The organism is Acidobacteriota bacterium (genome assembly GCA_035471785.1).
Lineage (GTDB): Bacteria > Acidobacteriota > UBA6911 > RPQK01 > DATIPO01 > JANQFM01.
The window spans coordinates 25791-37421 of the sequence record DATIPQ010000035.1; the positions used below are offsets into that span (position 1 = coordinate 25791).

The 11631-nt window shown below is 62.6% G+C and carries 11 protein-coding genes; 6 read left to right on the forward strand and 5 right to left on the reverse strand.

The annotated features are described in order from the left end of the window. Positions 1–30: 30 nt before the first annotated feature. The 4 genes from VLU25_05365 to VLU25_05380 all read right to left on the reverse strand — a co-directional run bounded on the left by VLU25_05365 (position 31) and on the right by VLU25_05380 (position 3431). Complete coding sequence (locus VLU25_05365) at positions 31–1050, reverse strand: prolyl oligopeptidase family serine peptidase (protein HSR67351.1); 1020 nt, start codon at positions 1048–1050, stop codon at positions 31–33. A 157-nt stretch (positions 1051–1207) separates the two neighbouring features. Next, a complete protein-coding gene (locus tag VLU25_05370; GenBank protein HSR67352.1) occupies positions 1208–1996 on the reverse strand; it encodes a zf-HC2 domain-containing protein in 789 nt (262 codons plus the stop codon). Positions 1997–2110: 114 nt separating this feature from the next. Beyond that, positions 2111–2647 (reverse strand): sigma-70 family RNA polymerase sigma factor, encoded by a 537-nt coding sequence (locus tag VLU25_05375; protein HSR67353.1) that lies wholly within the window; start codon positions 2645–2647, stop codon positions 2111–2113. A 67-nt stretch (positions 2648–2714) separates the two neighbouring features. Beyond that, positions 2715–3431, reverse strand: coding sequence for a Crp/Fnr family transcriptional regulator (locus VLU25_05380; GenBank protein HSR67354.1), 717 nt, complete (start codon positions 3429–3431; stop codon positions 2715–2717). A 177-nt stretch (positions 3432–3608) separates the two neighbouring features. Here VLU25_05380 and rpiB point away from each other — a divergent pair, with 177 nt between their 5' ends. Genes rpiB through VLU25_05395 form a run of 3 tightly spaced genes read left to right on the forward strand, consistent with a single transcriptional unit; the run spans position 3609 to position 7819 of the window. After that, the gene (rpiB, locus tag VLU25_05385; GenBank protein ID HSR67355.1) at positions 3609–4199 is read left to right on the forward strand and encodes a ribose 5-phosphate isomerase B; all 591 of its coding nucleotides are present in this window, start codon (positions 3609–3611) and stop codon (positions 4197–4199) included. A gap of 32 nt (positions 4200–4231) precedes the next feature. Continuing rightward, positions 4232–5908, forward strand: a complete 1677-nt coding sequence (locus VLU25_05390; GenBank protein ID HSR67356.1) for a M28 family peptidase — start codon at positions 4232–4234, stop codon at positions 5906–5908. Between the two features lie 9 nt (positions 5909–5917). Further along, complete coding sequence (locus VLU25_05395; GenBank protein HSR67357.1) at positions 5918–7819, forward strand: ABC-F family ATP-binding cassette domain-containing protein; 1902 nt, start codon at positions 5918–5920, stop codon at positions 7817–7819. Positions 7820–7852: 33 nt separating this feature from the next. On the opposite strand, the gene VLU25_05400 is transcribed toward VLU25_05395, so the two are convergent. Further along, positions 7853–10249 (reverse strand): ABC transporter permease, encoded by a 2397-nt coding sequence (locus tag VLU25_05400; protein ID HSR67358.1) that lies wholly within the window; start codon positions 10247–10249, stop codon positions 7853–7855. Between the two features lie 354 nt (positions 10250–10603). On the opposite strand from VLU25_05400, the gene VLU25_05405 reads away from it, so the two are divergent. Genes VLU25_05405 through VLU25_05415 form a run of 3 tightly spaced genes read left to right on the forward strand, consistent with a single transcriptional unit; the run spans position 10604 to position 11598 of the window. Next, on the forward strand, positions 10604–10885 hold the full coding sequence (locus VLU25_05405) for a hypothetical protein (protein HSR67359.1): 282 nt from the start codon (positions 10604–10606) through the stop codon (positions 10883–10885). Further along, positions 10878–11303 (forward strand): nucleic acid-binding protein, encoded by a 426-nt coding sequence (locus VLU25_05410; protein HSR67360.1) that lies wholly within the window; start codon positions 10878–10880, stop codon positions 11301–11303. The genes VLU25_05405 and VLU25_05410 overlap by 8 nt, the downstream gene beginning before the upstream one ends. Positions 11304–11349: 46 nt before the next feature. Further along, positions 11350–11598: a hypothetical protein gene (locus VLU25_05415; protein ID HSR67361.1), complete on the forward strand. Its 249-nt coding sequence runs from the start codon at positions 11350–11352 to the stop codon at positions 11596–11598. The last annotated feature ends 33 nt before the right edge of the window (positions 11599–11631 follow it).

Below are 11631 nucleotides of genomic sequence, written 5' to 3' on the forward strand. Positions count from 1 at the left end.
GATCGACATTCGAATGTCGAGCTTCGAACGTCACTCCCACGTTTCCCGGATGAACCCTTCCACCTCGTCCCAGTAGTCGATGCGGGTGCCGTCGGGGAGGCGAAGGCCGTGGTTGGCGCCGGGATAGACCTTGTAGCGGAAGGGCTGGCCCTGCTCGATGAGTTCGTCGAGGTGAGCCAGGCATTCGGGTATGGGGATGCTGCGGTCTTTCTCCCCCAGCAGCCACAGGGTCGGAGCCTTCATGATGCGCAGCGAGGGGAGGGGATCGAACCCGTCCGGCCCCTGGTATCGGGCCAGGCGCTCCTGGATCTCCTCATCCGTCAGCGTGGTGGGGCGCCCCGCGTCGTCTCCGGTCAAATCGCTGTAGTAGATTTCCTCTCCCACCGTCACCGTGGGTCCCGAGACGATGACGGCGAAAGCCACCAATGGGGACTGAGATGCGGCCTTGGGGATGATCCAGCCGGCTTGGCTGACGCCCACCAGTCCAATGCGTGCGCGGTCGATCCTGGGATGACTGGCCAGCAAGCGCACGCCTGCCAGCGCGTCCTGGGCCAGGAGTCCCAGCATATGCTCGCTGTTGGCGGGACCGACGCCGCTGTAGAGGCCTGAAGAGCGTCCCACGCCGCGCTTGTCGTAGATGAGCACGGCGAATCCGCGCGGAACCAGAGCCTCGGCGACCCGCCGCATCACGCGCCGGGTGCTGCGTCCCGACCCGTGGACGGCCACCACGGCTGGGAAAGGCCCGCTGCCCTCGGGCAGGATCAAGTCGCCCGCCAGAACGGCATCGCCGCTCTCGAAGGTGATGTCGTCGGGTCTCTCGGAAGCCCCCCCGCGGATGCTTGAACCGGCTGCGCCGCCGGCCTTAGCCGGGGACGTGCCGGAACCGTCTCCGCCCGAGCCGCTCCCGACCCCGACGCCGCCGAAGAACCACAGGACGCCTGCCGGCAGCAGCGCCACGGCGAAGACCAATCCGATCAGACCCAGCAGGGGCAGCAAGTTGCGCTTGAGTTCCTGCCGTGAAGCTTGGCGTCGATCTCGCGGACGGTCCATGGTCGTTCTTTCTCCTCCCGACCTCCCGATACTGGCGAGGTGTTGCAGCCGCGGGCGAAGCGGCTACAAACTCCAAGGTTTTTGTATTCTATATTTTCGCACGCCAGCACGGTCATTGGGCGAGAAATCTTGAGAACGGAGGGAGGGACGGGGCGGCTTAGAGAAGGCTTTTCAGGCGTGGCATCAGGGCCTCGGTCCATGCCGCAAGCAGTTCCTGATCGGTGTCTTCGCTGACCAGATAAATGAAGAAGTCCTCATCTTCGGCGGCGATGACGGTGGCCTCCGGGTGGTTGAAGACGTTGACGTCGAGGGAAGCGATGACCTGGCGGGCCAAGTCCTCGCGGGAGGCCAATTGTTGCCCGTCGCGGCGAACTTCCAGCACGATTGAAATCCGGTGCTCCCCGTCGCGGGTCAGGAAGGGGTAATGAATGAAGGAAACGCCCTCGGCCTGGCAGAAGTGGGCCATGCCCAGCGAGTACTCCCCAGGCAGTTCGGCCAAGGCTTCGCCCCAAGCGGGGTTGGAAGGGAGTACCGGCAGTTGGCCGTGCTCTCCAGGGTCGCTCGAGCACTTGAAATGATCGCGCAGGGCCTGGTAGTAGTGATCGACGGCTTCAACGCTGAGCGGGTAGAACTGCCACAGTGCGTAAAGGGCCAGAGTGGCGATGAGAAGGGCGGCCGCCCGGCTCAGGTAGCGCATCATTCCCGGCGGGCTGTCGAGTCCGTCCAGGATGCGCTCCTGCAGCCCTTCGGGTACCGGTTGAGACTCCCAGGCGCGGCGCACCGACTGGCGCGTTTCTTCCCGGCTTTGCCGTTCCGCGGTGCAGGCGGAGCAGGACTCCAAGTGGCTGAGCAGGTCGCGGTTGGACTCCACCGACAGCTCTCCGGCGATGAAGTCATCGAGGAGCTGAAGGGTCCTGCTGCAGTCCTTGGGTTGGTAACGTGTCATGTCTCAATCACTCTAACTTGGGGCCGGGAGAGCATGCAGTCGACTATTTAACAATGGCGATGATTGCCGATCTCGCTTTGCTCTGCTGTTCGTTCTCCAACTAAGTTAGCCCCGTTATCCCGCCCCGCCGGCCCGGTCATCGTCCCGGCAGGCCTGCAGGAACTTCTTGCGGAACATGTTGCGTCCCCGGTTGAGACGCGACATCACCGTTCCCAGCGGCAATTCGGTAATGTGGGCGATTTCCTGATAAGTAAACCCCTCGGCGTCGGCCAAGAGCAGAACCGTGCGGTAATGCTCGGGCAGGGACTGGATGATGCTGAGTATTTCTTGGTTTTCCAGTTGACGTGTTCCGGCGGGCTCGACGGCCAGGCGTTCTTCGGAAACGTCCTCCACCTCCACCCACTGAAAGCGTCCCTGCTTGCGCAGGTGCTTGCTTCGAATGCGGAAGAGAATGCGGAAGAGCCAGGCTTTGCAGTCGCTGCCGGCTTGATATCCGTGGAACGACTTCCAGGCCTCCTGGTAGGTTTCTTGCACCAGGTCTTCGGCGACCGTGGGATTTCGCATCATGCCCAGGGCGGCCCGATAAAGAGCCTCCCGATGAGGCAGGGCTTCCTCGCGAAAAACGGCCCGTCGGTTTCGACCCGGTATCACGTCATGATTCTAGCGTCCTTTCTCTTTGGCGTCCAAAAGACCTTGTGACGCATCCTCCTGAGAATCCTCAACAAAGAGTCCTCGCCTTGCTGTCGATGGCGTCGGTCAAGGTGGCCATCCGCTTCATGTTGATAAGCAGCTTGCGTCCCTGGTATTCGATGAATCCCTTCTTGCGGAATCCCGACATGATGGTCGACACATGAGGACGGTTGGCCCCGATCAGGCGGGCCAGATGCTCGTGGGAGAGGGGGAAACGCAGCTTGCGCACGCAGTCCTGGGAGACGATATCCTTGCCGTGGCTGGCGCCCAGCTTGATGAGGGTTTGGGCCAGGCGTTCCTCGGTTCCCATGAAGCTCAGCGACTTGATGTCTTCGCGCGCCTCGCCCAGCTTCTGGCTGAGGATGCGGATGAAGTTGAGAGCCAGACTGGAACGCTCGGTCAGCAACGTCACGAAGGCTTGACGCGAGAGCACTCCCACCCAGCATTCCTCGTGAGCGGTGGCTTCCGATTGATGGGCCGGCCGGGGACCGAGGATATTCTCTCCCAGAATGTCGCCCGTCTTGAAAAAGCCCACGATGCGTTCTTTGCCGCCCTCGCTGCCCACCGCCGACCGCACGCTGCCGCGGAAGATGATGTAGATCTGGTTAGCGGCCTGGCCGCGTTCGAAAAGGGTGTCGCCTTTGGCGAATATCCGGTCCTTGCAGATCCCGGCCACGGCTGTGACGTCATCGTCCTTCAGACCCTCCAGCAGCGGGCATTGCTTGAGGTGCCACAACTTGTCCATGTTGGCCATCTCTTTGCTCATGCGAGATGTGGTGCGTATCATTCGTCTTGATCTCCCTTCACCTTTATGAAATGGTGGCGGGTCAGCGGTTTATTCCCAAGATTTTGAGTATAATCATGGCGCTTCCGGCGGGGTGGTAGAATCGAGTGGTTTGTCACTAGCGCCGGAGGGGTTTTCATGGCCAAGATCATTCTTGAAGAGGACTTGCGGGACGTGCCCGAGGGCGGGACTTTTTCCGTACCGGCGGGAGCCGTCGTTACCGATTTGGCGCGCGAGGCGGCTGAAAAGCGCTCCATCACCCTGCAAGAGTCGACGGGCGGCACCATCGCCCTGGGCGCCGATCATGGCGGCTTCGCCATGAAGGAAGAGGTCAAGAAGCTGCTGCGGGAACTGGGCCATGAAGTGCATGACGTGGGGGTTTTCGACGAGTCCCCCGCCGACTATCCCGAGGTGGCCTACCAGGTGGCGCTGGCCGTATCGCAGGGACGCTGCCGCTGGGGCATCATGGTGGACGGTGCCGGCATCGGATCCTGCATGGCGGCCAACAAGGTGCCGGGCGTGCGGGCGGCCCTCTGTTACGACGAGGCCACGGCCCGCAACAGCCGTCAGCACAACTACGCCAACGTGCTCACCCTGGGCGGACGCATGATTTCGAGCCAAGCCATGGAAACCATCGTCCGCACTTGGCTGGAAACCCCTTACGGCGAGGCGCGCCATGGCCGCCGCGTCGACAAGATCATGGACATCGAAAGTAAGTACCTGCGTTGACAAGCGCCGGGAATCCAAGGGAAGAGACCCTCATGGCAAGAAATCCAGCGACATCTGTTTATCGAGTATTGGCCCTGACGGCCCTGTTGGCCCTTCTGGCCTGGGCCTGCCAGACGTCTGAACCAGCCGAGACGCTTTCCAAAGAAAGCTATTCGGAATACCTGCGAACCCTTTCTGGCGACGAATACGAGGGACGAGCCCCGGCAACGCCCGGAGGCAGCAAGGCGGCCGAATACATCCGGGACAAGTTCCAGGCCTTCGGACTGCAGCCCGTCAACGGCGACTCCTTTTATCAGCAGGTGTCGCTGGTTGGCATGACGGCTTCCTCCGACCTGACCCTCGAGATCGGCGGCGCGGCCCGGCACAGCCTGCGGATGCCTCAGGACGCGGTGGCCTGGGCGGGAGTCGAAGAAGAGCGCATCGAGGTTTCCGATGCCGATTTGGTCTTCGTCGGCTACGGCGTCAACGCTCCCGAGGCCCATTGGGACGATTACAAGGGGCACGATGTCGAGGGCAAGGTGCTGCTCATGCTGGTCAACGACCCGCCTTCCGACGATCCCACCCATTTCGGCGGCAAGGCCCTGACCTACTACGGACGCTGGACCTACAAGCTGGAGGAAGCCGCCCGCCGGGGAGCCGTGGGCGTCATGCTCATCCACGAAACCGAGATGGCCGGCTACCCCTGGGGCGTGGTGGTCAATTCCTGGACGGGAGAGCAAATGTCGCTGCCGGCTCAGGGCGAGAAGAGCACCCGCTTCGAGTCGTGGATCAAGAACCAGCGTGCCGACGAACTCCTGAAAGCGGCCGGAAGCAGCTTCCAGGAAGCCCGCGAGAAGGCGTCCTCCCCCGAATTCGAGCCCATCGACCTGCCTTTCAAGGTCTCGGTGGCTTTCGACAACGCCATCCGCAGGGCCGAGGCCCCCAACGTCTTGGCCAAGCTTGAAGGGTCCGATCCCGAACTCAAGGAGCAGGTGGTGATCGTCACTTCCCACTACGATCACCTGGGCAAGGCCGAGGCCACGGTCGACTTCCGCAACCAGGACGATCTCATCTACAACGGGGCCTTCGACAATGCCTCGGGTACGGCGGCTCTCCTCGAAATGGCCCGGGTGATGGTCTCCTGGCCTCACGAGCGCCGGCCCAAGCGAAGCGTCATCTTCGCCGCCGTCACGGCCGAAGAGCAGGGATTGCTGGGATCTCAATACTACGCCCAGAACCCGCTCGTTCCGCTTTCCGAAACTCAGGCCAACATCAACATCGACGGCGTCAACGTGTGGGGACCGGCCGAGGACATCGTGGCCATGGGCGCCGAGCGCTCCACCCTGGAGCCGCTGGTGCAGCAGGTGGCCGGGGAAATGGAGATGACCCTCTCCCCCGATCCTTCTCCGGAGAAGGGCTATTACTTCCGTTCCGACCATTTCAACTTCGTCAAGGTGGGCGTCCCTTCGGTCTATCTCGACATGGGATTGCAGTTCCGCGACAAGCCTGACGATTGGGGCAGGAAGTTGATGGAGGACTACGTTGCCAACCACTATCATCAGCCCAGCGACGAGTTCGATCCCGAGTGGCCGCTGACGGGGGCGCTGCAACTGATGGAATTCACCATGAAGGTGATCGAGCGGGTGGGCAATGCCGAGGATATGATGCAGTGGCGGGAAGGCGACCCCTTCTACGAAATGCGCCGCCGGCAACTGCAAGCCGGTTCCTGACGCGTTTCCATGATTTTCCGTCTAGACAACGTCGCCAAAGAGTTCGGCACTCAGTTGCTCTTCCGCGAAGTCACGGCCCAGTGCAACGAAGGTGAGCGCATCGGTCTGATCGGACGCAACGGCACCGGCAAGACCACCCTCTTCGACCTGATCGAGGGGAAGGAGAAACCCGACCAGGGACGCGTCAGCCGCTCCTCCGGGCTGGAAGTGGGGCGCATCGCGCAGATTCCCGATTTCCAGCCCGGCAACAGCGTGCGCCAGGAGGCTCTGCGCGTTTTCGAGCACTTCCGCCAGATGGAAGAGCGGGTCGCCCAGCTCGAGCACGACATGGCCGGGGGTGAGCTGTCCGAGCAGTTGGCCCGCGAATACGACCAGTTGCGCAGCCGGCTTCACCTCCACGGCGGATACGATTACGAGGCCCGCACCGAGGCCGTACTGCTGGGCATCGGCTTCCCCAAGGACCTGGTCGACGCTCCCTGGGAACGCCTCTCGGGAGGACAGAAAAACCGCCTGCTGGTGGCTCAGACATTGCTCTCTCCCAGCGATCTGCTGCTGCTCGACGAGCCCACAAACCATCTCGACCTTAAGGCCATCCTGTGGCTGACCGAGTATCTGCGGGGACTGCCCGAAGCTTACATCGTGGTCAGCCATGACCGCCGCTTTCTCGACGACGTCACCGACCGGACCTGGGAGCTGGAAGGCAAGCGGCTGCATCTCTACTCGGGCTCTTTCAGCAAGGCGCGCAAAGAGCGCGAGCAGCGCATGGCCCAGCGCGAGGCCGAGTACCAGCGGCAGCAGGAATGGAAGTCCAAGACCGAGGACTTTATCCGGCGCAACATCTACGGGCAGAAGACCAAGCAGGCCCAGTCGCGCCGCAAGAAGCTGGAAAGGACCGAGTGGCTGGAGGCGCCCCAGCGGGACGATGCCGTCCTCCACCTCAAGATATCGGAAGGACGCCGGGGCGGGGCCCAGACCTTCACTTTGCGAGATGCCGATCTGGGCTACCCGTCCAAGACGGTGCTGCGCGGCGTGTCGTTGAGCGTCCGGCGGGGTGAGCGCCTGGGGCTGGTGGGCTCCAACGGCAGCGGCAAGACCACTTTGCTCAAAACCCTGGCGGGCGACCTGCCCGTGCTTGACGGCGACTTCGAGTGGGGACCGAACAACGACCTGGCCTACTACTCTCAGGAGCCCGAGTTGGGCAACAGGGACGAGACCGTCTACGACGTCCTGCGCCGGCTCGACCCCCGCACCACCGACGAAGAACTGCGCAACTTCGCGGCTCTCTTTCTCTTCCGGGGCAACGACATCGAAAAGCCTCTGGGAGCTCTCAGCGGAGGCGAGCGCAGTCGTCTGGCCCTGGCGGGACTGGTCTACGAGTCGGCCAACGTCCTCATCATGGACGAGCCCACCAACCACCTCGACATCGCCAGCCGCGAGGCCCTGGAACGGATGCTCTCCACCTACAAGGGCACTTTGCTGGTGGTCTCCCACGATCTCTACTTCCTGGGCAACGTGGTCGACCAGTTCTACTGGCTTCACGACGGCGGCCTGCACCCCCTCAAGTCCCTCAGCGACCTCCACTACGACGACCCTCTGGCGGCGGGAAACGGGAGACCAGCGCGGGACGTGACCAAGGCTGCTCAGCCTGACCGCGTCAACTCAGCGCCCAAGTCGAAACTCTCCAAGAACCGCCTTCGCAAAATGCGCCGGGAGGTCGAGAACCTGGAAGCCAAAGTGGCCCATCTGGAATCGGAAAAATCCCGTCTCGAAGATCTCCTCCAAGACCCTCAACGGTCCTACGAAGATCTCCAGGAGCTCTCTCAGTCCCACGCCCAAGTCGATCGGCAGTTAACCGACCTCTACTGGAAGTGGGAAGAAAAAGCCGAAGAACTGGCCCGCCAGGAGTCCTGAATTCCCCCCGTTACGCGTTTAGGCACCCGCAGGTCAGTCCTGGCGCAGGGCCAGGAGGGGGTCTATGGTGGCGGCGCGGCGGGCGGGGGCCAGGGTGGCCAAGGTGGCGGCCAGGGCCAGCAGCAGCGTTACGGCGCCGTAGGTGACGGCGTCCAGGGAGCTGACGTTGAGCAGCAGGCCCGACATCAGTTCTCCGGCGGCCATGGCGCCGGCAAGGCCCAAGACCAGTCCCACCGCCAGCAGCTTGAGTCCGTTGCCCAGAACCTGTCCCATGACGTGGGCGCGGCGGGCGCCCAGCGCCATGCGGATGCCGATTTCGTGGGTCTGCTGGCTGACGGCGTAGGAGATCACTCCGTAGACGCCGCCCAGTGCCAAGATCAGCGCCACTGCAGCGAAGAGTCCGAAGACCCAGGAATAGGCCCGGCGGATATAGAGCGAGCGGTCCAGCCTTTCGGCCATGGTGGCCACATTGTAGATGGGCAGTGAGGCGTCGAGTTCGCGCACCAGCCGGCGCGAGGGCTCGACCAGGGTGTTGGGATCGACCGAGGTGCGCAGCACCATGGTCATGCGAGGGATGCTGAATTGCCGGAAAGGCACGAAGACGCCCGGTCTCATGTCTTGGTCCAGTCCATAGTGCTTGGTGTCGTGGGCCACGCCCACCACCGTCATCCAGTCGCGTCCGCCCCCGCCCCGGATGCGTTTGCCTACGGCATCCTGATTGGGCCAGTGGAGGCGGGCCATGCTCTCGTTGATCACCACCACCTCGTTTTCCTCAAGGCCTTCGCTCTCCTCGAACCAGCGTCCGGATTTCACGCGGATGCCCATGGTTTCGAAGTAATCGGGGGTGGCTACCCTGAAGAGGACCACTGGATTGGCTTCGTCCTCGCCGCGTTCGGGCGCTCCCTCGGCTTCGAAGAAATTGCCCCAGTGGCCTCCCAGCGGCGTGGATGAGACGGCGCCCGCCGAGACGACTCCGGGAAGGGCCTTGCTGCGTTCGATCAATTCCTGAAAAAAGGCCCGGATCTGTTCGTCCTCGGAATGCCTCTGGGGAGATAGGGAAACGCCATAGGTGAGGATGTTGGACACCTGAAATCCCGGATCGACCTCTTGCAGTCCGGCGAAGGTGCGGAAAAGCAGTCCGGCCCCGATCAGCAGCACGAAGGCCAGCGCCAGTTCGGCCACCACCAGTCCGTTGAGGGTGCGCCGTCCGCCTGCCGAAGCGCCCGCCCGCAGGGCCGAGTCGCGGATCACCTGCTGCACGTTGAGGCGGGTCGACTGAAAGGAGGGCATGAGTCCGAAGAGCACCGCCGTTGAGAGCAGCACGGCCACGAAAAAGAGCAGGAAGCGCCAGTCGAAGCTGAAGGCCACCCATGCGGGCATGCGGTCCGCCATCAGGGCCACCACAGCGCGCAGTCCGGCCCAGCCGGCCAGTCCGCCGAGGACACCGCCCAAGAGCGAGTAGAGCAGGCTTTCGGTGAGCAACTGGCGCATGATGCGCGTGCGGCTGGCGCCCAGCGAGAGGCGGATGCCCATTTCGCGCGTCCGCGAGGCGCCGCGGGCCAGCATCAGCCCGGCCACGTTGGCACAGGCGATCAGCAGCACAAGTCCCACCGCTCCCAGAAGCAGCATGGTCACGGCCCGCACGTCGCCCAGATAGCGCTCGCGCAGCGGCGTCAGGCGGGGCGAGGTGATGTCGTTGACCGAACGCTGCTCGACCTGGCCCTTGTGGACGCGGGTCAGGTCCTGGCGGGCCTGCTCGATGGTGACGCCCGGCTTGAGGCGTCCGATGCCGTCCAGGTACCAGCCGTCCTGGGAGGTGGGGTCGGACTGCAGCGGTATCCACAGGTCGACGGCGTCGGGGAAGACGGCTTCTCTGGGCAGCACGCCGATGATTTCGTAGGGGGTGTCGTCGAGTCTCAGGGTCTCGCCCAGCACGTCTTCGCGTCCGCCGTAAAGGCGCTGCCACATGCCGTGGCTCAAGAGCACGACTTTCTCGCCGCCCACCTGGTCTTCTTCAGGAGTGAAATTGCGTCCCAGCACCGGGCGGTAGCCCAGCAGCGCCGCCAGGTCGTGGGTGGTCTCCAGTCCGCGCACCCGCTCGGCGTCGCCTTCGGTGGCCAGGTTGAAGGTGGAATCGTCCCACACCGAAATCAGCTCGAAGGTCTGGTTGTCACGCCGCCAGACGTGGAAGTCCGGGTCGGAAATGCCCACGTATTCCAGGTTCCACTGAGGGGCTTTCTCGTCCAGGTCGACCAGCCGTTCGGGAGCGGGCAGCGGCAGGGGACGCATGAAGAGTCCGCTGTAGATGTTGAAGATGACCGTGTTGCCGGCGATCCCCAGCGCCAGCATGCCCGTGATCATCAGGGTGAAACCCGGCTTGCGCAACATCCAACGCAGCGACAACTTCACGTCTTGCCAAAATGCCGTCATGCCCTCACTCCTCCTTCTCCACGCCTGGCGCCAACCGAACCATATCCAGTGTGACGAAACTCGCCGTCGAATGGTTGGTCCGTTTGCCTTTTCTCTAAGACACTCCGCCTTGCGGTCGGTTAGCCCTTTTGACGGCAATGAGCTCCCAGTGCCGCCGGTCATCGGGATCCTTCGACCAGAGCACTCCCATTTCTCAACCCTTTTCCCGGATTATTCGCGCCCATCTTCGTAGATTTCCCCTTGAGGAGCGTTAGTAGAAGCTGAAAGGAGGCATCGAGCAAGTACAATGCACCGCCCGGGGGCGTGGCCGGCGCGACCGCCTTGCGCCCACAACTCTTAGAAAGGAGGTCCCAAATGCAACTGACCCTCGATTTGCCCGAAGAACTGATGAAAGACGTCCAATTCGAAGCCGACCACGAAGAGGTTTCGGTCGAGGAATGGCTCAAAAAGCTCATCGCGCGCAACGTCTGGCGCCGCCAACTGCAAAACCGCAAACCCGGCAACCGCCCCCACATTTCAGAAGTTATCGCCGACCTGATGAAGGACGTGCCCGCTGAGGACTTGGAGATGTTGCCAGACCCCAGAGAGCTTGACCACTATCTTTACGGAACGCCGAAAAGAAACAGCGATGAGTAGGACCATCTTCGCGGACACCTTCTACTGGATCGCCCTAGCCAAGCCCACAGATCCAGCTCATGCTGGCGCCTGCAGCCTAAGGGAGAGCATGACGGATGCCAGTCTCCTGACAACTGATGAGGTGCTGGTCGAGTATTTGGCTTACTTCTCGGCGACGCCCGCCCATGTGAGACTACGGGTGGCCCTAAGTGTCAGGAGTATCCTCAACGACCCTGTCATTGACGTTGTCCCCCAAGATCGGGAGACCTTCCTGGCCGGTCTCGACTACTTCCAGGCCCGCCTGGACAAGCACTACAGCCTCACCGACTGCATCGCCATGCTAACCATGCGCAAACGCGGCGTCACCGCCGTCCTGACCAACGACCGCCACTTCGCCCAGGAAGGTTTCCGGCTCCTCTTCGACGGCGGACCGGGCTAGGAGAGAACCCAAATGAAGCTGACCATCGATCTTGCCCGAAGAACTGATGAGAGACGTCCAATTCGAAGCCGACCACGAAGAGGTCCCGGTCGAGGAATGGCTCAAGAAGCTCATCAAGCGCAACGTCTGGCGCCGCCAACTGCAAAACCGCATGCGCGGCAACTGCCCCCACATCGCGGAACTCATCCTTGAGAACATGAAGGACGCATTTCCCGAGGAATTGGCCAAGCACCCCAGAGACGGAGCGAGCGAACACGACCACTACATTTACGGCACCCCGAAGAGGAACTCATGATTGAGGCTGGGGTGCTCTTCCCCGATACCTTTC

What these genes read in the sequence shown, in the direction of transcription:
- VLU25_05380 (HSR67354.1), bottom strand. Translation starts at nt 3,431, where the DNA reads ATGGACAAGTTGTGGCACCTCAAGCAATGCCCGCTGCTGGAGGGTCTG.
- VLU25_05370 (HSR67352.1), bottom strand. Translation starts at nt 1,996, where the DNA reads ATGACACGTTACCAACCCAAGGACTGCAGCAGGACCCTTCAGCTCCTC.
- VLU25_05390 (HSR67356.1), top strand. Translation starts at nt 4,232, where the DNA reads ATGGCAAGAAATCCAGCGACATCTGTTTATCGAGTATTGGCCCTGACG.
- VLU25_05400 (HSR67358.1), bottom strand. Translation starts at nt 10,249, where the DNA reads ATGACGGCATTTTGGCAAGACGTGAAGTTGTCGCTGCGTTGGATGTTG.
- VLU25_05410 (HSR67360.1), top strand. Translation starts at nt 10,878, where the DNA reads ATGAGTAGGACCATCTTCGCGGACACCTTCTACTGGATCGCCCTAGCC.
- VLU25_05365 (HSR67351.1), bottom strand. Translation starts at nt 1,050, where the DNA reads ATGGACCGTCCGCGAGATCGACGCCAAGCTTCACGGCAGGAACTCAAG.
- VLU25_05405 (HSR67359.1), top strand. Translation starts at nt 10,604, where the DNA reads ATGCAACTGACCCTCGATTTGCCCGAAGAACTGATGAAAGACGTCCAA.
- VLU25_05415 (HSR67361.1), top strand. Translation starts at nt 11,350, where the DNA reads ATGAGAGACGTCCAATTCGAAGCCGACCACGAAGAGGTCCCGGTCGAG.
- rpiB (HSR67355.1), top strand. Translation starts at nt 3,609, where the DNA reads ATGGCCAAGATCATTCTTGAAGAGGACTTGCGGGACGTGCCCGAGGGC.
- VLU25_05395 (HSR67357.1), top strand. Translation starts at nt 5,918, where the DNA reads ATGATTTTCCGTCTAGACAACGTCGCCAAAGAGTTCGGCACTCAGTTG.